At 64.8% G+C, this 22,878-nt stretch carries 17 protein-coding genes; 5 read left to right on the top strand and 12 right to left on the bottom strand.

Translation table 11 applies throughout. From position 1 onward, the window contains the following. Positions 1–3: 3 nt before the first annotated feature. The 3 genes from I7X43_RS12355 (at position 4) to I7X43_RS12345 (ending at position 5,824) form a co-directional block, all read left to right on the top strand. The gene (locus tag I7X43_RS12355; protein WP_198101248.1) at positions 4–1,671 is read left to right on the top strand and encodes an ABC transporter ATP-binding protein; all 1,668 of its coding nucleotides are present in this window, start codon (positions 4–6) and stop codon (positions 1,669–1,671) included. Between the two features lie 125 nt (positions 1,672–1,796). After that, positions 1,797–3,824 (top strand): tetratricopeptide repeat-containing diguanylate cyclase, encoded by a 2,028-nt coding sequence (locus tag I7X43_RS12350; RefSeq protein WP_198101247.1) that lies wholly within the window; start codon positions 1,797–1,799, stop codon positions 3,822–3,824. Next, complete coding sequence (locus I7X43_RS12345; protein ID WP_198101246.1) at positions 3,821–5,824, top strand: tetratricopeptide repeat-containing diguanylate cyclase; 2,004 nt, start codon at positions 3,821–3,823, stop codon at positions 5,822–5,824. Before I7X43_RS12350 ends, I7X43_RS12345 begins: the two co-directional genes overlap by 4 nt. A 152-nt stretch (positions 5,825–5,976) precedes the next feature. On the opposite strand, the gene I7X43_RS12340 is transcribed toward I7X43_RS12345, so the two are convergent. From I7X43_RS12340 to I7X43_RS12300, 9 genes are all read right to left on the bottom strand, one after another. Then, a complete protein-coding gene (locus tag I7X43_RS12340; protein WP_198101245.1) occupies positions 5,977–7,668 on the bottom strand; it encodes an AMP-binding protein in 1,692 nt (563 codons plus the stop codon). Between the two features lie 111 nt (positions 7,669–7,779). Next, the gene (locus I7X43_RS12335; protein WP_198101244.1) at positions 7,780–9,120 is read right to left on the bottom strand and encodes a hypothetical protein; all 1,341 of its coding nucleotides are present in this window, start codon (positions 9,118–9,120) and stop codon (positions 7,780–7,782) included. 93 nt (positions 9,121–9,213) lie between these two features. Next, complete coding sequence (locus I7X43_RS12330) at positions 9,214–10,521, bottom strand: tryptophan--tRNA ligase (protein ID WP_198101243.1); 1,308 nt, start codon at positions 10,519–10,521, stop codon at positions 9,214–9,216. Further along, positions 10,518–11,369 carry an archaetidylserine decarboxylase gene (asd, locus tag I7X43_RS12325; protein ID WP_246480392.1) on the bottom strand — a complete coding sequence of 284 codons (852 nt, stop codon included), beginning with the start codon at positions 11,367–11,369 and terminating at the stop codon, positions 10,518–10,520. The genes I7X43_RS12330 and asd overlap by 4 nt, the downstream gene beginning before the upstream one ends. Positions 11,370–11,398: 29 nt before the next feature. Further along, positions 11,399–11,734: a divalent-cation tolerance protein CutA gene (gene cutA / locus I7X43_RS12320; protein WP_198101242.1), complete on the bottom strand. Its 336-nt coding sequence runs from the start codon at positions 11,732–11,734 to the stop codon at positions 11,399–11,401. Next, positions 11,724–12,539, bottom strand: coding sequence for an HDOD domain-containing protein (locus tag I7X43_RS12315; RefSeq protein WP_198101241.1), 816 nt, complete (start codon positions 12,537–12,539; stop codon positions 11,724–11,726). Before I7X43_RS12315 ends, cutA begins: the two co-directional genes overlap by 11 nt. Positions 12,540–12,549: 10 nt before the next feature. Further along, complete coding sequence (locus I7X43_RS12310; RefSeq protein WP_198101240.1) at positions 12,550–13,326, bottom strand: sulfite exporter TauE/SafE family protein; 777 nt, start codon at positions 13,324–13,326, stop codon at positions 12,550–12,552. Beyond that, positions 13,326–14,036 (bottom strand): hypothetical protein, encoded by a 711-nt coding sequence (locus tag I7X43_RS12305; RefSeq protein WP_198101239.1) that lies wholly within the window; start codon positions 14,034–14,036, stop codon positions 13,326–13,328. Before I7X43_RS12305 ends, I7X43_RS12310 begins: the two co-directional genes overlap by 1 nt. 159 nt (positions 14,037–14,195) lie before the next feature. Continuing rightward, a complete protein-coding gene (locus tag I7X43_RS12300) occupies positions 14,196–14,372 on the bottom strand; it encodes a hypothetical protein (RefSeq protein ID WP_198101238.1) in 177 nt (58 codons plus the stop codon). A 159-nt stretch (positions 14,373–14,531) separates the two neighbouring features. Here I7X43_RS12300 and I7X43_RS12295 point away from each other — a divergent pair, with 159 nt between their 5' ends. Beyond that, positions 14,532–15,917, top strand: coding sequence for a leucyl aminopeptidase family protein (locus tag I7X43_RS12295; RefSeq protein ID WP_198101237.1), 1,386 nt, complete (start codon positions 14,532–14,534; stop codon positions 15,915–15,917). 47 nt (positions 15,918–15,964) lie between these two features. Here the strand turns inward: I7X43_RS12295 and I7X43_RS12290 are convergent, their stop codons facing one another. Continuing rightward, positions 15,965–16,591 (bottom strand): MarC family protein, encoded by a 627-nt coding sequence (locus I7X43_RS12290; protein ID WP_198101236.1) that lies wholly within the window; start codon positions 16,589–16,591, stop codon positions 15,965–15,967. Between the two features lie 259 nt (positions 16,592–16,850). Between I7X43_RS12290 and rbp the strand changes: the two genes are divergently transcribed. Then, on the top strand, positions 16,851–17,195 hold the full coding sequence (gene rbp / locus I7X43_RS12285) for an RNA-binding regulator (protein WP_198101235.1): 345 nt from the start codon (positions 16,851–16,853) through the stop codon (positions 17,193–17,195). A gap of 64 nt (positions 17,196–17,259) precedes the next feature. Here rbp and I7X43_RS12280 read toward each other — a convergent pair whose 3' ends face one another. Continuing rightward, a complete protein-coding gene (locus I7X43_RS12280) occupies positions 17,260–18,381 on the bottom strand; it encodes an HD-GYP domain-containing protein (RefSeq protein ID WP_198101234.1) in 1,122 nt (373 codons plus the stop codon). After that, positions 18,381–22,877: a PAS domain S-box protein gene (locus I7X43_RS12275; RefSeq protein ID WP_198101233.1), complete on the bottom strand. Its 4,497-nt coding sequence runs from the start codon at positions 22,875–22,877 to the stop codon at positions 18,381–18,383. Before I7X43_RS12275 ends, I7X43_RS12280 begins: the two co-directional genes overlap by 1 nt. Position 22,878 lies beyond the last annotated feature (1 nt).

Here is a 22,878-nt window from a genome sequence, read left to right as displayed (position 1 = left end):
GAGATGTTGTTAAGCATTCAAGACCTCAAGGTCGCCTTCCGCCTCGGCAAAGAGGGCGGTCAGATGCAGCGGGCGCTGGCGGTCAAGGGCGTGAGCTTTGACGTGCCGGAGAACAGCACGGTGGCCCTGGTCGGCGAATCGGGCTCGGGCAAGTCGGTGACGGCCATGTCCATCCTGAACCTGCTCCCAGACAACGCCGAACGTTCGGGCCGCATCCTGTTCCAGGGGCGAGACCTGCTGCAGACGCCGCAGCGGGAGCTGCGGGCGCTGCGCGGTAAAGAAATCGCTTGTGTGTTCCAGGACCCGATGAGTTCGCTGAACCCGGTCTTCACCGTGGGCCATCAGCTCTGCGAACCGCTGATGCTCCATTTGGGATTGAAGCCTCGCCAGGCCTGGGCCCGCGCCGAAGAGCTGCTGGCCGAGGTGGGTATCCCCGAACCCAAGCGGCGCATGAAGGCGTATCCGCACGAGCTCAGCGGCGGCCAGCAGCAGCGGGTGATGATCGCCATCGCCCTGGCCTGCGAGCCCAAGCTGTTGATTGCGGACGAACCGACGACGGCGCTGGACGTGACCATCCAGCGCCAGGTCATGGACCTGATGGGCAAGCTCAAAGACAAGCACCGCATGAGCTTGCTCTTCATCAGCCACGACCTCGGCGTGGTGGGCGAAATCTCGGACCATGTGGTGGTGATGCGCCATGGCGAAATCCGCGAGAAGGCGCCGGTGGCGGACATTTTTGCCAGCCCGCAAGACGGCTACACCAAGGCCTTGCTGGCCTGCCGGCCCTCACTGACCGAAAACCCGGCCCGCCTGATGGTCATTGACGATCACATGGCCGGCAAGGCCGCGCAGGCGCAAGCCCAGGGCAAAGACCCCAGCGCGCCGGTGGTGCTGCAGGTCAAGGGTCTGAAGAAGAGCTTTTGGTTCAAGGAAGGGCTCTTCGGCAAGAAGGAGTTCAAGGCCGTCAAGGATGTGAACTTTGAGCTGCGCAAGGGCCACACCCTGGGGGTGGTGGGCGAGTCGGGCTCGGGCAAAACCACCATGGGCTTGACGCTGTTGCGCCTGCACGAGCCCACCGGCGGCGAAGTGCTGTTTGAGGGCAAGGACTTGCTCAAGATGAGCGGGCCCGATTGGCAGAAGATGCGCCGCCGCATTCAAGTGGTGTTCCAAAACCCCTACGCCAGCTTGAACCCGCGCTTCACCATCGCGCAGACCCTGGTCGAACCCATGGAGATTCACCAGATCGGCAAGGACCACGCCGAGCGCTTGGCCCGGGCCACGGCGCTGCTGGAGAAAGTCGGCATGCCCGCGGCAGCCCTGCACAAGTACCCGCACGAGTTTTCGGGCGGCCAGCGCCAGCGCATTGCGATTGCCCGCTGTCTGACGCTGAACCCCGAGATCCTGGTGCTGGACGAGTCGGTGTCGGCGCTGGACGTCTCGGTCCAGGCCCAGGTGCTCAACCTGCTCAAGGACCTGCAGGACGAGTTGGGTCTCTCCTACATCTTCATCAGCCACGACCTGGCTGTGGTGCGCTTCATCAGCGACGAGGTGCTGGTGATGCAAAACGGGGACGTGGTGGAGCAGGCTCCGGTGGAGGCCTTGATGGCCAACCCGCAGCAGGACTACACCCGCAAGCTGCTGGGCGCCGTGCCGCGCGGCTACCAGGGTTGAATTTCAGCTGGTCGTGTGTATTTTTCGAACGGGCTAGGGGTTAGCACGGGGCTGGGCGCTGGACGCAAGACTGTGGTCGCAGCGACACTTCCTTCCACCTGAATGAACCCTGGTCGTAGTCCCTCATGGATGGATTGACGCGTCGCTGCCGCTGGATGGTGTTGGCCTTGGGGCTGGCGCTGGGCGGAGCCGCGCACGCGCAGGACAGCTTGCGCCCCGAAATCACCCGCCTTGAGCGCTTGCCAAGTTCGGAGCGCAAGGACTTTGTCGAGCAAATCAATAAAGTTCGCAGTCAGGCCCGGGCCGACAGCGAAGAGCAATTTGACTTGCTCTTCCAGTTGGCCATGCACCACGCAGGACGCAAGCAGCGTACGGAGTTGGAGGCGCTGGAAGGCCCGCTGGCGGCGTGGCGTCAGTCGCCCAACGAGGTGCGTCGCGCCCAAGGTGAGTTGATGTGGGCCCTCGCCTGGACGAGCTACCACCTCAGCACCGGGCATTACGCGCTGGCCCAGAAGGAGATGGACTCCATCCGTCCGGAACGGTTGGCGGCACTCGCACCCAAGTGGCGGTACCGCGAGCGGTCGATGCGGGCGGGCGTGCGCGAGCTGGCGGGTCACGCCGATGAGGCCGTCTTGCTGCGCTTGGACGCCGTGCGCTTGGCCGCCGAGATGGACGAACCCTGGCGCCGGGCCTACGCGTTGTCGCGGCTTTCGACCGTGTACATCCAGGTCGACCAAATTGACAAGGCGAAAGAAACGATCGACGAGGCGCTGAAGCTGGCCAAGCAAAGCCCCGCGGATCACGACTTGCTGTCGGGCCTGTACAACGCGGTGGCCCTCATTTACCAGGGCGAGAGTGAACGCAGCGTCGCCCGCAAGGCACTGGAGACCGCCCTGCACCATGCCAAGTTGGCCGGGGACCGGGGGCAGCAGCTCTTGTTGATGGGCAATCTGGCGGACAGCTATTTGCAGGTGGGCGACTTTGCCCGCGCCTTGACGATCACGTCGGAGGTGATACCTCTGGCGCAAGAACTCGGGGAGCGCGACAGCGAGTTGCTCGCCTTGCACAACATGGGCATCGCAAAGATCGGGCTCAAGCGCATTGCCGAGGGCAAGGCCGATGTGATGAAAGTGATCGCGGTACATCGTCAGCAAGGCGCGATGTCTGACTTGGCCTCGTCCTGGCAAGAATTGGGGTTGTACCTGGAGAAGGCGGGTGATTACGCCGGGGCGGTCGAGGCGTACGAGGAGTACCGGCGGATCGCGGACACCTTGTCACGGGCGGACCAACGCAAGCGGGTGTTGGAAGCACAAGAAAAGTTTGATGCCGAGCGGCGCTCGCAAGAAACGCGCCTGCTCGAAGAGCAAACGAAGTTGCAAGGTGAGCAAATCCGGGCGCGCAATCTGCAGTTGGTGCAGTGGGGCTTGTTGCTGGCCAGCGCGGTCGCCGCCATGGTGTTGATGGTGATGCTGTTCCGTCGCATGCGCCACGCCAATCGGGAGTTGGCGCAATCGAATGCGGAGCTGGCCGTGCGCAGCGAACGGGATGCGCTGACGGGCTTGGCCAACCGCCGCTATTTCCAGCGTGAGGTGGGGCACCACGAACACGATGGGGTGCTCAAAGCCTCCCTGTTCTTGATTGACATCGATCACTTCAAGCGCATCAATGACACCCACGGTCACGCTGGGGGTGACGCCGTGCTGGTGGCGACGGCGCACCGCTTGCGCGCCGCTGTGCGGGAGCAAGACATCGTGGTGCGCTGGGGCGGAGAAGAATTCTTGATTCTGGTGAGCTCGCGCGAACCCTTGCTGACTTTGGGCCTGGCGCACCGCATTCTCAAAGGCTTGGGCGGCGAGCCGGTTGCCCTGCCCAATGGACAGGTGGTGCGGGTGACCGCTTCGATTGGGTACGCCAGTTTCCCCATCCCGGGGGGCGAGGGCGCTCCGGGCTGGGAGAAGGCCATCGATGTGGTGGACACCCTCATGTATCAGGCCAAAGGCCATGGTCGAAATCAAGCTTGGGGCCTGAATGGCGCTCGCTGCGAGTCGATGCAGTCTCTGCAGGAGGCGATGGCGGATTGGGGCGCCGCGCGCGACGACGGGCGGCTGAACTTGCAGGTCACCCCGGGCCCACAACGGGGGGGCGACGAATGAAAGCCCTCTGGATCGGCTTGGCTTGGGGCATGGCCTTAAGTTGGGCTGTTGCCGCGCCGCTGGATGCGGCCCTGGACAAGCGCGGTGCGCAATCCTTGGTCCATGCCTACGACTACCCGAAAGAGGGCTTGGCCAGCCTGCAAGAGCTGAAGGCGGAGGAAGAGGCTTCCTGGGGGGACTGGATTCCCTACCTGCAAGCCCGTGTGGGCTTGCTCCAAGGTCAGTTCGACGCGGCGCAGCAGTGGGTGCGACAAAGCCCGCGCAGCGTACGGGCACGCTTCGTTGAGGGCTTGTTGGAAGAGCGGCGCGGCCGCAACGCCGAAGCCGCCCTGGCGGCCAGCGACGTGATTCAGCGCCTAGAACCGAGTTGTGGTGCGTGGGCCGGCGTGCCGCCCAGCGGCGCACTCACTTGCGATTTCCGGCTGGCCCATGATGCGTGGCGCTTGCTGTCACGCACACAGCAACGGGGCGAGCAATTGGCCAACGCCCAGGCCTCGGTCGAAAAGGCGCTGCACCTGTCCCGTGCGGGTAAAGACGACGAGACCGTGGCGCTCGATTTGGCGGAGCTGGCCAGCATCCTCGAGATGCGGGACAAGGTGGACGAGGCCAAGAAAGTCTTGCAAGAAGCGTTGCAGCTGGCCCGTGCCACGCCGCGCATCTTGGTGCGCGTTAAAACTTACGAGGCCGATCTTCTCGTTCGCCGAGGAGGCGATCGCGCGGCGCATCGCGGTCTGCTGGAAGAAGCCATGGCCGTCGCGGAACGCGCGCAGCTGCCGCACCTGCGGGCGGGCCTGCAGGTCAGCTTGGCCGATGCCTACCTGCATTCTGACCAGCCGCAAAAGGCGCAGAAGGCGATGGAAGAGGCCTTGCCCGTGCTCGAAAAGTTGGGCGACCCGCGAACCATTCGAACGGCGCGCCACAACCTGGCGGTGGCGCACATTCAGCAGCGCCATTTCGATGCAGCCAAGGCCCAGGTGGCGATCTTGGATCGCATGACCGTGGGTCATGATGACCTGCGCTCTCGCACCGAGGAGATGCGGGAGCTGGGCGTGGCGTGGGCGCGCGCCGGCCAGTCTCGCGAGGCGCTGAGCCTGTACCACGCGGAACGCCAGTTGACGCAAGATGCCCAGCGTCAAGCGCGGGAAGCGGTACTGGCCGAATTGCGCGCCAAGTACGACGCTGACAAGCAAAAGTCGCAAGTTGAGCTGCTCCGCCGTGAAACCGAAGTGCGGGCCCAGACCCTGGACAACCAAGGGGCCGCCCGCAAGGTGACGGTGATTGCCGCGGTGCTGGCGGGCCTCTGTGCGGTCATTGCCATGCTGGCTCTGGTGCGGGTGCGTCAAGCCCATACGCGCTTGCGCGCCAATCAAGCGTTGTTGCAGGTGCTCAGCGAGCGCGACCCGATGACCCAACTGGCCAACCGGCGGCATTTCCTGGCTGCGATGCAAAAGCGAGGCGCTGAGCCCCTCACGGGCGCGCTGATGATGGTGGACATCGACCATTTCAAGCGCATCAATGATGGCTATGGGCATGGGGCTGGGGACGTGGTCATTCAGACCGTGGCCAAGCGCCTGCAGGGCACCATGCGCGACGGCGACCTGTTGGTGCGCTGGGGCGGCGAGGAATTCTTGGTTCTGGCACCCTCCATCAAACCGTCTCACATCCAATTGCTGGCCGACCGGCTGCTGCAAGCGGTGGGCAGTCAACCCGTGGTGGTGAACGGCAAGGAGCAACTGCGGGTCACGATCTCGGTGGGCTTTGTGTGTTTCCCCCTGCCGCCGGCTGATTTGAGCCTGCACTGGGAGCGTGCGGTGAACTGGGCGGATCTGGCGCTGTACGTCGCCAAGCACCGCGGGCGCAATCGCGCCGTGGGTGTGGGCGAGGCGCAAGCCGCCGACGAGGAGGCGCTGACCCGCATTGAGGCCGACTTTGAGGGCGCGGCGGCGGCGGCCCGCATCAAGCTGTTGCAAGTCAACGGGCCGTTGGGTTTGGAAGCCTGAACGCCCGGTATTCCTGTTATCCGGGATCGGCCGGGTTGGGCCCCGTGGGGCCTGATGCAGGTAGGCGCTGGATAAGAAAAAAGGGGGCCGAGGCCCCCTTTACATTTTGGGGTTGGCCCGCTCGTCGACGGGCCAACCCTCGGTTGACGCGCTCAACCTTCGATGATGATCTTCTGGCGGCTTTCGGCCCACTTCTCGTAGCGAGTGCCGTAGGTGTCGTCAATGACGTTGCGTTTGACCTTGAAGGTGGGCGTGATGAAGCCGTTTTCCACCGTCCACGGCTGCTTGAAGAGCACCAAACAGTCCATTTGCTCGTGCGGGTCCAGCTTTTCGTTGATGGCCTTCAGGTGGGCTTCGAGCGAGGCCTTCAGCTCTGCCGCCTGTTCCGGCGTCTCCAACTGTTTGACTGCGTCGGGGCCCAGCATGCCGAGCCCGAGCGGTTGGCCCATGTTGGCGCCCACGACCGCGCAGGCCTCAACGGCACCGTGCATCACCAGCTTGTCCTCAATGGGGGCCGGCGCCACGTATTTGCCCTTGCTGGTCTTGAACAGGTCCTTGACCCGGCCCGTGATGCGAATGCACTGCCGCTCATCGCGCGAGGCCTTGTCCCCGGTCTTGAGCCAGCCGTCTTCGGTAAACGCTTCGCGCGTGAGTTCCGGCTCCTTGTAATAGCCCTTCATGACGGCCGGGCTGGTCATTTGCAACTCGCCGGTCTTCTTGTCGATGCGAATCTGCACGCCGTCGTAGCCAGGGCCCACCGTCCCGGTCATGTCTTCGCCATTGATGGTGATGTTGCTGACCGCCAAGTTTTCGGTCATGCCATAGCCTTCGTTGATGGGCAGGCCAATGCGCCGGTACCAGCGCAGCAAGTCGGGCGGCATGGGGGCCGCACCGCCCGCGGCGAACTGACAGGCATCCAAACCCAGCGCCTTTCGGATCTTGCGCTTGACGATCCAATTCAGGATGGGGATGGAGAGCAGGCGGTTGAGTTTGGCTTGGGGCATCTTGGCCAAGATGCCTTGCTGGAACTTCACCCACAGGCGAGGGACGGAGAAGAACACGGTGGGACGGGCGCGCTGCAAATCCTGCGTGAAGGTTTCGAGCGACTCTGCGAAATACACATGCATGCCGGTGATCAACCAACCGTGCTCCACCAAACAGCGCTCGACCACGTGGGCCAGCGGCAGGTAGGAGAGCATGCGGTCATTCATGCCCATCGAAATGCGGCCCAGCCCCGCGGTCAGGGCCCAGGCAAAGTTGCCAAAGGTGTGCATGACGCCCTTAGGGGCGCCCGTTGTGCCGGAGGTGTAAATCAGCGTGGCCAGTTCATCGGCGGCCCGTACGGGGTTGCCCTGCAGGGGGGGGGTGTCCGCAATGATTTCGTCCCAGCTTTGGTAGGCCCGCTTGGCATCGTCCGGACTGAGGCTGTAGCTGACGCAGCGCATGTCGGCGGGAATGCCGGGCTTCATGCCCTCCCAACCGTCGAGCTTGCCGACGAAGCACATCTTGGCCTCGCTGTGTTCCAAGATCTGGGTGATGGTGCCGGCCGCCAGGGTGGGGTAGAGCGGGACGGAGACATAGCCGGCCATCCAAATGGCCAGATCGGTCATCAACCACCAAGCACAGTTCTTGGAGAGGATGGCCACCTTGCTGCCTTCGGGCCATCCCTGGCTCTTCAACCACTGGGCCATGCGGCGGGTTTCATCGGCCACCTGGCCCCAGGTGAAATCCCGGACCTGGCCGTTGCCCATGGGCTGGGTCAGGGTGACGTGATGGGCGTGACTGGTTTCCCAGTAGTACAGGCATTGAAGGGCCAAACGTTCCGGGGCGATGGTCGTGCTCATAAGACTGCGGTTGAAAGCGGACGGAAGATCAAGGGTGCCTGATTGGGGCCTCAAACACCACGGCGCTTTCCCCAGGGTCGACTAGAGGGGCAACCCCAGGTATTGGGCGGCTCAACGGCCAAAAATGCCTTTGAGCAAATCACCGACGTTGGGTTTCTTCTTCTCTTCCGGCTCTGCGGCCGGTTTGGGCCGGCCGGCCCCGCGCTCGGAGCCGGTGTTTTCCATCCCGAGTAAGCCCATCCAGCTGGACTTGGTGCGCACCCGAACGGACCAATCAGGGGTCCAGGGCACTTTGGGATCGGTGGGTCGCGGCGGGTGAGCGACCGCCTGCTCCGGTCCATAGGCCATCATGCGCAGCATGCCGGCGCCTGACTCGCCCGCGGTACCAAAAATCCCGGCGGGAATGGCGCACTGCAAGGTGCTGGGAGGCAGCAGTACTTTCTCTTTGACCCAGCGTTCGATGCCCGCCGGGGTCTGGTAGTCGTGCAGCGCGAAACCGGTGTCAGGGAGTTCACTGCTGCTCCACAGCACCATTTCGGCACTGTCGCTGCCGTCGGTGCCGGGCTTGGCACCCATGGCGCTGATGAAGTACGCGCGGGACTGCTCCAAGCCGGGCCAATTCAGCTGGGTAGCGCCGCTGGGCAGCGCATGGCGCTGCAGGTCCAAGGGTGGCATGAAGTCCACGTCGGGACGCAGATCAAAGCGAAAACCCTCCGGGACCCCTTGGCCACTGAATCCGTTCTCGCCGGCGATGCGGGCGCCGGCAGGCACCTTGCGATCATCCGTCTTGTTCGGCCAAGCGGGGTAGCCGGGCTGACTGCGGGCGCCCTTGGGCGTGTGGCCCCGGGCGACCATGATGCGCTGAATGTCTTCCAGGCGGAGGTTGGCGAAGTCCAACACGCGGGGCTGCCCCTCGCGAACCGACTCGCTGCAGCCCCAGTACAGCAGCAGCTTGCCCTTCGGCCGTTCGTAGTGCGGTTCGCGTGGCTCATCGTCGCGCTCCGGCACTGGAATGGGTTTGTCCGGCACCGGTGCCACCAAGTTCAGCGTCGCACCCAGCTGAAGGCCGGGCGGAATCGCTTGCTGGGCCTGGCTCAGGGAGGGGTTGGCGCGGGTGTGGACGGCTACGTCTAACCATTGGCCGCTCCCGGTCATGCCCAGGCCCTGAGTCCCGCCAAACACATTGCCACGCCCCTTGTCGCCACCGCCTCCGAACAGACTGCCCAAACCGGCGCCCCCCCCGCCCATCAGGGCCCCAGCGAAGCCGGGCAGATCGCTGTGATGGGTGGCCAGGTCCACCCAGGCCTGGGCGATGGGGGGCTTCACGACTTGTTGAACGGCGGGGGCCGGTGGAGATTTGGCTGCCGATTTGGAATGGGCCGTGGCCCCCACAGGGACGAAGAGGCCGATGGCCAAGGCCTGGATGAGAGTGGTGCGAATCAAAAGGGGCATGTCCGGGCTCCTGAGGCTGGGGACTCAGGTGTACGCCCTTCTGCTCAGCACGGCAAGCCGGGAGCGCCCGCAGGGCGCGAGGCACCGGGGGGGTCAGTCGGCCGCAGCTTGGCTGGCCTTTTTGTCGGCCTCGGCCGCCCGAAGTTGGGCCAGGGCTTCGTCCAGGCGGTCGTGAACTTGCTGGGCCGCGGTGGCCGCAACGCGGCCTTCTCGCTTGACCTGGGCCCACCACTGGCCTGCCTCCTTGCCTTGGGCAAAGCCGGGGGAGAGCAGCAGGAGTTGATCGCCCTGAACCAGCTTCACATAGAAGAGGCCGTCGGACTCCCGGTATTGCTTGGGCACCGGCAGGGCGGCGGCTTTGGGGGCGAGCGTTTGTCGACCGGGCAAAAGGCGGGAGCGTCGCAGCCCCACGGCTTCTCGCAAGCGGGCCAGCAAGGGGCGTGCAATCGCGCGGGCCCGCTCAGCGCCTTGCAACAGGATCGCCTCGATCTCGTCCGGGTGGGTCATCAAGTGCTCGTAGCGGGCGCGCATGGGGCCCAACTCGCGGTCGATCTGCGCCACCAAACGTTGTTTGGCTGCACCCCAACCCAAGCCGGCGCGCAGTTCACTGCGCAGGGCAGCTCGTTCCTCGCGGGTGGAAAAGGCGTCCCACAGCTGAATGAGGGGGGTGCCCTCGGGTTCCTTGGGCTCACCGGGTTCCCGGGAATCGGTGACGATCTTCGCGATCGCCGCTTTGAGCGCCTCCAGTCCGCCCTCAAAGAGGGGCACGACGTTGTCGTAGCTCTTGCTCATCTTGCGGCCGTCCAAACCCGGCAGCAGTTCCATTTCGGCGTCCACCTGGGCTTCGGGCAGGACAAAGAAGTCGTCGCCGTACAGGTGATTGAAGCGCTGGGCCACGTCCCGCGCCATCTCGATGTGCTGAACCTGATCCTTCCCGACCGGAATGCGGTGGGCGTTGTAGAGCAGGATGTCCGCCGCCATCAGGATGGGATAGCAATACAGACCCATCGTGACGTTGGAGTCGGGCTCTTCGCCGGCGGCGACGGACGCATCCACGGCCGCCTTGTAGGCGTGAGCACGATTCATTTGACCTTTGGCGGTGATACACGTCAGCAGCCAAGTCAACTCGCACACCTCGGGCACATCGCTTTGTCGATACAGCAGGGCCACGTCGGTATCGAGACCCGCGGCAATCCACGTCGCCGCGATCTGTAAGCGCGACGCCTCCACCCGATCCGGGTCGTCGCACTTGATGAGCCCGTGGTAGTCCGCCATGAAGAAAAAGCTCTCCACGCCGGGCTCGCGCGACGCGGCAATGGCGGGCCGGATGGCGCCCACGTAATTGCCCAAGTGCAGGGTGCCGGTGGTGGTGATGCCAGTGAGAACGCGGGTGGGGGTCATGCGAAGTCCGCCATTTTTTCGCCGAGGCGAATGGGGCGGCCAGGCGCCCAATCGGGGTTGAAGGTCAGGTCCGACTTGGGCCAGAGCATCACCACGGTCGAACCCAACAGGAAACGCCCCATTTCTTGGCCTTGCTCGAACCGGTGTTCACCGGGTGCGTAGGTCCAGGTCGTCACCGCGGGTCGGCGCGGGGGGTTGACCACGCCATGCCAGGTGGTGGCCATGCTGCCCACGATGGTGGCCCCGACCAGGACCAAGACGAATGGACCGTGTTCGGTGTCGAAGACGCAGACCACACGCTCGTTGCGGGCAAACAGGCCGGGCAGCGCTCGCGCGGTGGCCGGGTTCACGGAGTACAAACTTCCGGGTACCCAAATCATTTGTCGCAGCGTGCCGGCACAGGGCATGTGAATGCGGTGGTAATCCTTGGGGCTCAAGTACAGCGTGGCAAAGTGACCGTCTTGAAACTGCGCGGCCAGTTCGCCGTCACCGCCCACCAAGGTGCGTGTGCTGTAGCCGTGGCCTTTGGCCTGGTACACCTGGTCAGCCGCGATGGGGCCGTACGCCGAAATGGCGCCGTCCACGGGACAAATCCAATCCGCTGGCGCCAGTGGCCGGGCCCCTGACTTCAAGGGGCGGGTAAAAAAAGCATTGAAGGACGGGTAACTGGCGGGGTCGGGCTGTGCCGCTTCGGCCATGTTGACCCCATAGCGCGCGATGAAGCGTCGAATGACGCGGGTGGTCCAAGGGCCGCCCTCCCATGCGGCGAATCGTCCGGCCGCCTCCGTGAAGAAGCGCTTGGGCATCAAGCGTTGCGGCAGCAGGGTGCGGAAGTCGTCGAGGCTCATGGGTCCGCCAGGGAAAAGGGGCGGCGATTTTAGAGACCGCCCGGGGCTGGGTGGGTTTCTTGTCGGACCCACTCGGCAAATTGGGGGGGTGTCTGACTGCACGGCCAGGCCACCAAAGCGGGCACTTCGTAAGGGTGGTGGGTGTCTATGAAGGCACGCAGCGCCGCCCAGCGCTCGCTGGTGGTCTTGATCAGCAGCCGCCATTCGGGCGAAAGGCGCACTTGGCCGTCCCAGCGGTAAACCGACTCCAGGGATTCAATGTGCACACAGGCGGCCAGACGCGTTTCGACCAACTGGTGCGCCAACTGATGCGCGGCAGCGGCACTGTCCAGCGTGGTCAGTGCCAGAAGCACCTCAGCCGGCACTCGCCGCGTTCTCGAGTTGTTCCTGCACGCGGCGGGCCGCGCGCAAGGCCGCCGCCGGATCAATCTGGGCCTGCGGGCACAGGACTTGCGCGCGGGCTTCCAAGTCTGCCGGTGCGTTCATCAGCGTATGGGCCAAACCCGACAGGCAGGCAACACTGCGCCGCTGCAAGGCTTCGGGCATGTCATCCCCGGCTTGCAGGGCAATGTGGTGTCGCACACTGGCCACCGCCGCCGGGGCCACCCCCCAGCTTTCGCACAGGGCTGCGCCCAGGGCGTCGTGGCTGACCCCAAACGCGGCGGTTTCCAAGCCACACAACTCTTGATCTGATGGCGCCGCCCGCAGCATGGCAGGGTAGTGTTGCGGCGCATGGCGGTACAGCACGGCTTTGCCACATTCCTCAAACAGGCCGGCGGAATGCGCCGCCCAGGGGTCAATTCCCAGCAATTGGCCCATGCGACCCATCAAGATGCCGCGCTGCGCGGCACGGGCCCAAACAGGCTCCAGTTCCGCCGCAGGGGGGAAGGCCGCCCGCAAACTCATTTCAAAGGCAATGGCCGAAACCTCTCGCATGCCTAGGTACGTGAGGGCTTGGTGCACCGTTTGCACGCGGCCTCGCAGGCCATACAGCGAGGAATTCACGGCCTTCAGCACCGCCGCGGCCAGGGCCATATCCCCTTCCACGAGCGCAGAAATGGCCAGCAGGTCGACCTCGTCTTCGGCCATCAGCACGGACAGCTTCACCAGCACGTCCGGCTGGGCTGGAATTTCGATATCGAGGGAACGCAGTTCAGGATCGACAGACATGGTCAGAGCCTCAGGCCATTACTGTGGTCCATGTTATCGCTGCATCCCAGCCGGTTTTAACAATCAGTGCCGAGACCACCACCAGGAAAACCCCGCGCACAAAGCCCGCGCCCCGTGCCAACGCCAAGTGAGCCCCCAGCCAACTGCCCAGCATGTTCGCCACAGCCATACAAGCCGCCACACCCCACCACAGGTGACCCGTGGCAGCGAACAGCGTCAGGGCCGCCGCATTGGTGGCGGTGTTGAGTAGCTTGGCGCTGGCACTGGCGTGCAGGAAGTCGTAGCCCAGCACCCGCACGAACAGGAAAATGAAAAAGCTGCCCGTCCCAGGCCCAAAAAAACCGTCGTACAGGCCAATTCCCCCCCCGATCGCCATCGCGCGCAGGGCTTCGGCGGAGCCGCTGTAGGCCGGGGCATGGGCGCGCCCCAGGTTCTTCTTGGCGAGGGTGTAGACCAACAGTCCCAGGAGGATGACGGGCAGGGCGATTCGCCACAGGCGGGCGTCCACCTGGGTCGCTCCCCATGCGCCCAGCGTGCTGCCCAGCAGGGCTGTACCCACGGCGGGCAAGAGAGATGCCCAGCGCAATTCCACCCGGCGGGCATAACGCCAGGTGGCCAGCGCCGTACCCCAAATGGCCGCCCCTTTGTTGGTTCCGAACAATGTGGCCGGTGCAGCAGCCGGGTAGGCCGCGAACAGGGCGGGCACCAGAATCAACCCGCCACCGCCGACGATGGCATCAATGAACCCAGCCGCCAATGAGGCGGTAACAGCCAGCAGCAGTTCCACTATTTCAGCGCCTCATTGAGACGCTGCATCCAATCGGACGGCACAGCCTTGTTGCAGTACAGGTGGCGTGTGGGTCCCGCCGGGGCATCAGAAAAGCGAAGCACCTGGAGCTTCTCGCTGGCCTCGTCCATGGCGTCGAGCAACCAGCGGGCTTCTTCGTGAGCCAGGGGCATCCAATCGGCGCGGTTGGCAATCAGCATGCGCACCAAGTTGGACACCTCGCCCGTGCTGGTTTCGGGCGGTTTGAGGCGCTGGGCCAGCAGGGCATCGAACTGCGGACCGTAGGAAAAGCCTTGTTTGGTGAGAAGCCTGGCTTCTGTTCGTTGCAGCGCCTCCGTCATCGAGAGGGGGTCGCGCCAAGCCAAGGCACGACGAGCCAGCAAACTCAGGGGCTGGTCTTGGTACAGCATCGAACTGAACTGCCCTTTGGCTTCGCGGACTGGGTTTCGAAACCAGCCGATGCCACAGTGTGGCCCCACGCTGTCTTCGATCAGCAAAAGTTGGCGCTGACTGGGTGTGAGCGCCAGACGGTAGGGGAGTTGGGCCCGTTGCAGGGCCTTGACCAAGGGGTCCACCACCAAGCCACGAACCCCGTCCGGGTGCGTCTCGTAGTACGGAGGACGCTCTTGATAGTGCAGCGTCACCGGGTTGGCCCTGGCCCCAAGGGCCAGGCCGCCCAGGGCAAGTAATGAGGCAAACAGCACGCGCATGGCCGCCATTCTCAAGCCTGAACGCCGGGGCGCCAAATCGGCAAGATCGATAAAGAGGGTCCGCTTCGGGGTATGAGGGCGGCCCGCCCGGCCGCTGGGCCCAAAGGTGGATTCAGCTCAGGGGTTGATTTCAGGGGCTGACGCCCCCCGCCCGGCGGATCAGCGCTTGCGATCCAACTGCAGCAGTCGATCCAGCGCCCGTCGCCCCTGGGTGAAACCGGAACCCTCGTAAGCGCAGTGCTTGGGGCCTTTGTCCAGCAAACTGTCCAGCAAGGCCGGCGACAGTGGACTGCGGCGGGCGGGATTGGCGTGGCGGTTGGCAGTGGCGGTCAGCATGATCAGGGTCGGGCAGAGCCCTCAAAAGCGGCCGAAACCTTTCGACCGATGGCGCCGTAACGTGGGGTTTGCGCGGATGGTTGACACGTTTCTGCAGTTTTTCGCGCTTTTTTCGGTTCGTCAGAGAATGCCGGCCTTCGCGTTTCAAAAAAGCTTGCCATGACGCTCACGCTCGCCAAAAAAGTACCGGCCTCCGCCACCCCCCTGCTGTGCTCGACGGTCGAAGCGTGGCCCGAGATTCGCAAAGGCTTGCCGGTAGCGACCCAGCGCTGGCTGGATGCCGTGGGCTTCGCCGCCAAGCCGGACACCCACGTCGTGCTGCCCGATGAACAAGGGCGTCTGAGTTGTGTGGTCGTGGGCGTACGGGCGTCGGACGATCCCTATGCGTTGGCGGCTTTTCCACAGATTTTGCCGACAGGTCGCTACAAATTGGATGCCGATGGGGTGGCTCTGGATCCGCAGGCGGCGGCCCTGTCGTGGGTGTTGGGCGACTATGTTTTTGACGCCTACAAGGCCCGCGGTCGCGTGAGTGCTGAATTGGTGCTGCCAGATGGCCCTGAAAGCCAGCGGGGGCTGGCCCTGGCGACCGCCTTGTGCGCGACCCGGGATTTGGTCAATACGCCGGCTGAGCACATGGGCCCGGCGCAGTTGGCCGAAGCGGTGAAGCTGGTGGGCAAACCGCATGGCGCCAAGGTCAAGGAAATTGTGGGGGATGCCCTGCTCAAGAACAACTTCCCAGCCATTCATGCGGTCGGGCGGGCGGCGGCGCCGGACCGGGCGCCGCGCTTGATCGAACTGACCTGGGGCAACCCCAAGCACCCCAAGCTGAGCCTGGTGGGCAAGGGCGTTTGTTTCGACTCTGGGGGGTTGGACATCAAGCCGGCCGATGGCATGCGCTTGATGAAAAAGGACATGGGCGGTGCGGCCAATGCGCTGGGCTTGGCCGCGCTGGTGATGGCGCTCAAACTGCCCGTGCGCCTGCAACTGCTGATCCCGGCCGTTGAAAACGCCATCAGTGGCAATGCCTTCCGCCCGGGCGATGTGTTCCGCACGCGCAAGGGCCTGACCATCGAAATTGGCAACACAGACGCCGAGGGCCGCGTGGTGTTGTGCGACGCCATGGCCTACGCCTGTGAGTCCAAGCCCGAGTTGTTGATTGATCTGGCGACCCTCACCGGCGCCGCGCGCGTGGCTTTGGGCCCCGAGTTGCCCGCACTCTTCACCCGCGATATGGCGCTCGGACGGGAACTGGTGGATCTGGGCTTGCAAGAGCGCGATCCGCTGTGGCACATGCCCCTGTGGCAGCCGTATCAGGCCCTCATTGAAACGCCCATGGCCGATGTGAGCAACAGCGGCAGCAGCCCGATGGCTGGCGCGGTTACGGCCGCGCTGTTCTTGGACCGGTTTGTGCCCGCCGACCAAGCGTGGCTGCACATCGACCTGTTTGCTTGGACCACCTTGGCCCGCCCGGGCCGCCCGGTCGGTGGCGAAGCCCAAACCTTGCGCACCCTGATTCACTTCCTGGAGCGCCGCTTCGCGGGCTGATGGCGCGGCCGGTCGGGGGTGGCTGAGCGGCCAAGGGCCGCTCTGCTTTAGCCCTTGAGTTTGGGGGAGCCCAAGACTGGGAACAGATCAATCAACCCACTGGCCAGCAATTCAACCGCGAGTGCGGCCAGGATCAGCCCCATCAGGCGCGTCATGATGTTGATGCCGGTGGCGCCCAGCGCTTTGGCGATGCGGCCGGAGGCGGTGAAGCACAGCCACACCACCGCGCCCACCACCACGCCGTAACCCACCAGGACGCTTTGCTGCCACCAATGCTGGGTTTTCTGAGCGTAAATCACCATGGTGGAGATGGTGGCCGGGCCAGTCAGCAGGGGAATGGCCAAGGGCACGACCGCGATGTGGGTGCCCGCATCGGCGGTGCTGACACTGCCACTTTCGGCCGGCTTGGCGTTCAGCATCGCCAGCGCGTTGATCAACAGCAGCGTGCCGCCTCCAACTTGGAAGCTGGCGATTGAAATGCCGAAAAACTCAATAACCTTGAGACCGGCAAGCGCCGAGACGGCAATCACGGTAAAACAAGTAAAAGCGGCGACACGGATTGTTCGCTTCCGCTGAAACCGATCGAGATCTTGCGTGAAGGCAATGAAGAAGGGAATGACGCCAATGGGGTTGACCATGGCGATCAGGGCAACCAAGGGTTTGTAGATGTCCATGGGCCATTGTGAGCCCGGGCCCCACCCGCGGGGAGAGGCAGCCTTCGGCGTTCGGCACCCCCGTTGGACGGGTTTGGCGCGGAACTGCGGGTTTTCTCGCGCCGACAAAAAGCAACAGCTTGGGGCTTAGGGGCTGGTTTCTGCCCCGTCCACCGGAATAATGGCGCGGCCGGTTTGGTCGCGTTGATTCGTTGTCTTGCTTGGATGGGTTCAGGCGCCTCTCGGTTCTTTGTCTTAGTATCTCGTTAGGGGCCTCCCCATGAACAACAAGCTTTACGTCGGCAACCTCGCTTACAGCGTGCGCGACGACTCCCTGCAACAGGCGTTTGCTCGCTTCGGCAACGTCCAGTCCGCCAAGGTCATGATGGACCGCGAAACCGGCCGCTCCAAGGGCTTCGGTTTTGTCGAAATGGGCACGGACGCCGAGGCTCAGGCCGCGATCAGCGGCATGAATGGCCAGGCGCTCGAAGGCCGCCCGCTGGTGGTGAACGTCGCCCGCCCGCGTGAGGCGCGTCCGGCGGGCTTTGCCAGCCCCTATGGCCGTGGCCCGGGCGGCGGTGGCGGTGGTTTCCGTGGTGACCGCGGTGACCGCGGCGGCTACTGAAATCGGCGTTCAGCCATGAAAAAGCCCGCGCATGCGGGCTTTTTTGCATCCGCTGTTGCCTGGTTCACTCGTCGACCCAGCGTGCGGCGATCGCGATGAATTGATCTTGGATCTGCAGAAAGGCATCCAAGATCACGGGGTCGAAATGCGTGCCGCGACCTTCTTGCAGGATCGCCACCGCTGTGCCATGTGAGAACGCTTCCTTGTAAACACGGCGACTGATCAAGGCGTCATACACGTCGGCCACGGCCATCAAGCGGGCCGAGAGGGGAATGGCCTCGCCTTTCAACCCCTGGGGATAGCCGCTCCCGTCCCACTTTTCTTGGTGCGAGAGCGAAATCTCTTTGGCGAAACGTAGGAAATCCACCTCCTCACCGAGCAGACGCTCGGCCCGCACGATGGACTCATAGCCAATCGTCGTGTGGGTCTTCATGACCTCAAACTCTTCGGGGGTGAGCTTGCCGGGCTTGAGCAGGATGTGGTCCGGGATGCCCACCTTGCCGATGTCATGCAGAGGGGCGGATTTGTAGAGCAGTTCGATGGTGTCCGGCGTCAAATCGCTGGCGAACTGCGGGTTTGACGCCAACGCCTCGGCCAGACCCTTGACGTAATGCTGGGTGCGCCGGATGTGATTGCCGGTCTCGTTGTCGCGGGATTCCGCCATGGAGGACATCACCAGCACGGTGATGTCTTGGATGGCCTCAATCCGTTCCGTTCGCCGCTGAACCTCCGATTCCAAGTAGTCGGCCTTGTCGCGCAAAAAGTCGGCCACGACCTTGAGTTTGAGTTGCGCCGCCACGCGGGCCAGCACGATGGGGGCACAAATCGGTTTGGTGATGTAGTCCTGCGCCCCCAAAGCCAGCCCCTGGGCCTCATCCTCGGTCTCAGACTTGGCGGTCAGAAAAATGACCGGAATGTGCTGGGTGCGGGGGGCGAGTCGCAGCCGACGCAGCACCTCGTAGCCGTCGATGCCGGGCATCATGATGTCCAGCAGAATCAGGTCGGGCAGATCTCCCTGGGCCAGCAGATGAAGGGCGCGTTCGCCGTGGTTGGCCACCGTCACGTGGTACAGCGGGCGCAGCAATTCACTCATCAGCGCCAGGTTCTGGGGCGTATCGTCGACGACGAGGATGCGCGCCCCCAGGGGGGGGTTGGGCCCCGGGGCCGGGGCGGTGGGCGGGGTCATCACGACGCGGTCTCCCCTTGGCACAACTGCAAGGCCTGTTCGAAGTCGAAGTTTTCAATGGCCCGTGAAACGCTGGCAAAACGTGTTCCAAGCGCGAGGCGCAGGGCCGGTTCGTGCGTTTGCAGCCACTCGGCCGCCTCCGGGTCGCCCCGTTCGAGGCGGGCGGTCAAACCGTCCAGCGCCGATGCCCAGGCTGCCGGGCCCACCTCCGCGGCTGGCGGCGGGGGGGATTCGGCGAGATGCTGCGCGATGGCCGCCTGGACCTTACGCATTTGCGCAGCAAAAGCCGCGTGAACCGGGGCCGGCCATTGAGGCGCGGGCTGTCCCCGTTGCGCATGGAGTGCTTTTTCCAAATCGCTGGCGGCCTGTGACAAGGGCAGGGCGCCCAATTGCGCCGACACACCTTTGAGGGTGTGGGCGCGGCGCTCCGCCTCCGCTTGTCGGCTGGCGGCCCAATCGGTCTCGATGAGGCTGGGTTCGTTGGCATATTGCTGGACGAACTGGCCCAGCAGCCTTTGGTACATCGCGGTCTTGCCCAGACAGGCCCGTAAGCCCTTCGCCGTATCCAAGACCGGGAGCCCGTGTGCATCAGCCGCGCTCACGGGGTCGATCGTCGGGCCCACGGGGAGCTCGGCGCTTGGGGCGTTGGGCAACCAGCGGTGGAGGAGTGCGTAGAGCGAGTCGGGCTCGATGGGCTTGCTCAAAAAGTCGTTCATGCCGGCGGACAGGCACAGGTCACGGTCCTGCGCCAGCGCGTTGGCGGTCATGGCGACCACGGGCAAGGTCGGCCACCGCGGGTCGTTGCGCAGGCGACGCGTGGCCTCGACACCGTCCAGCACGGGCATCTGCATGTCCATGAACACCAGATCGAAAGCCGGCTCTTGCTCCAATCGCCGCAGCGCCACTTCACCGTTCTCAGCCTCCACCACCAGCGCCCCGGTTTCTTCCAGCAGCTCTTGCGCCACTTGGCGGTTGATGGCGTTGTCTTCGACGAGCAGGATGCGCCGCCCGGCCGCCCAGCGATCCTGCGGGGTGTGGTCCACCGCGGCAGGGGTCTCCAATCCCCCCATGAGCAGATCCAAGAGATCCGATGCCGTGGGGGGCTTGGCCAGCTCGTGGCACTGTGGAGGAGGCTCTTGTGACCGGCTCCCGACGTGAGGTTCGGTCAACAGAACCCAACGGGGTGCGGGTTGAGCGATCAACGTTTGTAGCGCGCGAATCAGCTCGCCACCGGAGGCATCGGGCAGCTGATGGTCCACGAAGACCCAGTCAGGCGGCAGCGACCGCGACGCCTCGGCCAACACCTCGGCCGCGCTGCCAAATGGGCGCACACGCACGCCCCAGGGGCTCAGAGTGGATTGAAGGCTGGCGCTCGCGTGGGGGGAGTCGTCGACCAACCACACGTTCAGGCCCTGGAGCTGCGTGGGATGCGGGCTGGCGGCATCGGCTGCCAGCGGCAGCCACAGGTCGACCCAGAACGTGCTGCCCTGACCGAGTTGGCTTTCGACACCGACTTGCCCCCCCATCAGCCCGGCCAGGCGCTTGGCAATGGAGAGCCCCAGGCCCGTGCCCCCGAACTTGCGTGTGGTGGAGGGGTCGGCTTGTTGAAAGGCGATGAAGAGCTGGCGTCGCTGGTCGGCGCTGAGCCCGATCCCGGTGTCCTGGACTTCAAAGCGCAGGTGCGTGTGCCCCTCGCGCAGGTCCAACTGCCGTACCGCCACCGTGACTTCGCCCGACTGCGTGAACTTGACGGCATTGCTGGTGTAGTTGATGAGAATTTGCCCCAGCCTCAGGCCATCGCCCACCACTTCGCGGGGCACATCCGCGCCCACGTCGAACACAAGCTCGAGACCCTTGGCGGCGGCGGCCGGGGCAATCAACGTGCGCAGATTGCCGAGCACCTTGTCCAGCGAGAACGGGGCGTGCTCCAACTCCAATTTGCCGGCCTCGATCTTGCTGAGGTCCAACAAATCGTTGAGCAGGGTCAGCAGGTGCTGGCCCGCGCTCTGAATGTTGTTGAGGTAGCCCCGCTGCTTGGCGCTGAGTTCGGTGCGCAGGCTCAAATGGGCCATGCCGAGTACGGCGTTCAAGGGGGTCCGGATCTCGTGGCTCATGTTGGCCAGGAAATCCGACTTCATTCGCGCCGCGGACTCGGCCAAGTCCTTGGCCTCTTGCAGGGCCTGCGCGGCCGCGTGCTCCTGGTCAATGTCTTCCAAGATGAGGAGGGCCCCCGTGCTGGGGGCGGGCAGTTCGAGCCGCTGGGCGGTCAGGCGCGCCCAGAACAGGCTGCCATCTTGGCGCGCGACATGGTGGTCCTGGCTGCTGCGCTCCCCGGCGATGCGCAGCGCTTCCAGCGGGAGCACGGATTCCACCCGACGGCCGGTGAGCGAGCCGGCCGCCGCGCGAAGCAACGTTTCCAGGCGCGGATTGCAGCGCACCAAGCGCTGGTCGGTGATCAGGGCGATGCCCACCGGGGCTGCATCGAACAGAGCGATTTGCTCGTCGTGAATGGACTGCAGGGCCGCCGTGGCACTGTGCAGTTCGGCCGTCCGCTCTTCCACCAGGGCTTGCAAGCGGGTTCGGAACGCGTCCAGCTCGCGGGCTTGGGCTTTGGCCTCGGTGATGTCGCTCCAGATCGCGGCCAAGCGGCGTTGGCCCTGGACCAGCACACTTTGTGCACTGATGCGGACGTCCCGCAAGCTGCCGTCCTTGCGGCGGTGCTGCTCCTCAAGCACCGCCGGCCGGCCTTCCACCAGGGTCTTGAGGCGTGCGACACGCGACGCCCCTTCGCCTTCGGGCACGACGTCCGCCAACCCCATGCCCCCAAACTCCTCGGCCGAGTACCCCAGCTCCTCGTGAGCCGCCCGGTTGAATTCCAGAAAGCGACCGGTGTCCGCATCGACCAGCACGATGGCTTCGCGGGCCTGATCGGCGATGGCGGTGAAGATGCCCTCGCGGGAGCGCAGCTCCGCCCGCGCCCGCTCGCGTTCCGTGACATCCCGGACGATGGCGGTGAACAGATGCTGCGTTCCGACCCGCATGTGCGAGACCGACGCTTCAATGGGGAAGCTGCTGCCGTCGGTCCGGAGGGCGTGCAGCATGCGCCCGCCCATTAGCGCGTTGCTCTCGGGTCGGGCGTCGTCCACCATCATCCGGCGCAGATGCTTGGGATGGCTGCCCCGGACGGCTTCGGGCAAAAAGATCGACAGATTGCGCCCCAGCACCTCCTCAGCCTTGCACCCAAACATGCGCTCGGCCGCCGGGTTGAAGAGCACGATGCGCTGCTCGGCGTCGGTGGAAATGATGGCGTCCATGGCGCCATTGATCAGGGAGGCTTGGCGCTGCTCGCTCGCCGCCAGCGCGGTCATTTCGTGCTTGCGCGCGGTGATGTCCAGGCCTTGAACCCAATACCCGGTCCACTGGCCCGCGTCGTTGTGGCGGGGGCTGCCCTCGCACAGCAACCACTGCGTGGCTCCGCTGGCGGTTTCGAGCTCCAGCTCGGCGCTAAACCCCCGTTGCTGTTGCCAAGCCGCTGCAATGAGCTGGGCGGCGGTGGCATTGGCGTCGTGGGCCAACAGGTGCTGCCACTGGGCCGGGGCGACCTCGCCATCGGCGGGCCAGCCCACCGCATCGCGCAGCCCAGCATTGGCATAGTCCACGGTGCCCTCCGGCGTAAGGCCCCAGACCCTGAGGTGACCGGCGTCGGCCAGCATGCGGAAATGGGCCTCACTCTCGCGCAGTTGGGCCCGCGACTGGCGGACGCTGGATTGCAAGGCATTCAGTGAGCGCCCCAGGCGCGCGGTTTCTTCCAGGCCGTGCTCGGGTGCGGCGTGGAGTTGGTCGGGCGCCGCCATGAAGGCTTCGCTGGCGCTCTGGATGGCGGCCAAGGGCCGGCTCACGTGGCGACGAATGACCCACATCAACAGCGCGAGCGCCGCCAGCGATACCCCCGCCATCGGCGCCAAGCGGTTCAGGGCTTGCAGCTGAGCCTGGCGGTACACCCCGGACAGGTCCATGACCAGCAGCAACAGTCCCCGCTGCTGGCCGCGGATCTCCTGCGCGCGTCCTTTGAGCGCAAACGAGGTTGCCACGGTCATGAGTTGTTGATCCGCCAGGTGGCGGATCTGTGGACTGTGGGCTTGGCGCGCCGCTGCGATTTGAGGGGGACCGAACGCGGGCCACACGGCATCCAGGGATTGGCCCCGCCACGCCCGACGGTTCGCGGCCAGGACGCGCAGGTCGGGGTCGGTCAGCAACAGCGCGTCGATGCGCAAATCGGTGGCGCTGAGCAACAAGTCGGCTTCAACCTTGGCGGGGTGTTCGGCCTGTTCCAGTTCCGCCAATCGAGACAGGCGCTCCACCAGGGCCAAACCATCGCGTCGCGCACTGTCCAACAGCCAGTCGCGGCTGTCGGTCAGGCTCAGCCTATAGCCGATGGCCATGGCGGAGAGGGCCGTGGCGGTCATCAGCAGGGGCACCAGCACGCGCAATTTCACG

Origin of the sequence: Inhella gelatinilytica, assembly GCF_016093295.1 — a bacterium.
GTDB classification, from domain to species: Bacteria; Pseudomonadota; Gammaproteobacteria; order Burkholderiales; family Burkholderiaceae_C; genus Inhella; species Inhella gelatinilytica.
This window is presented reverse-complemented; position numbering and strand designations above follow the sequence as displayed.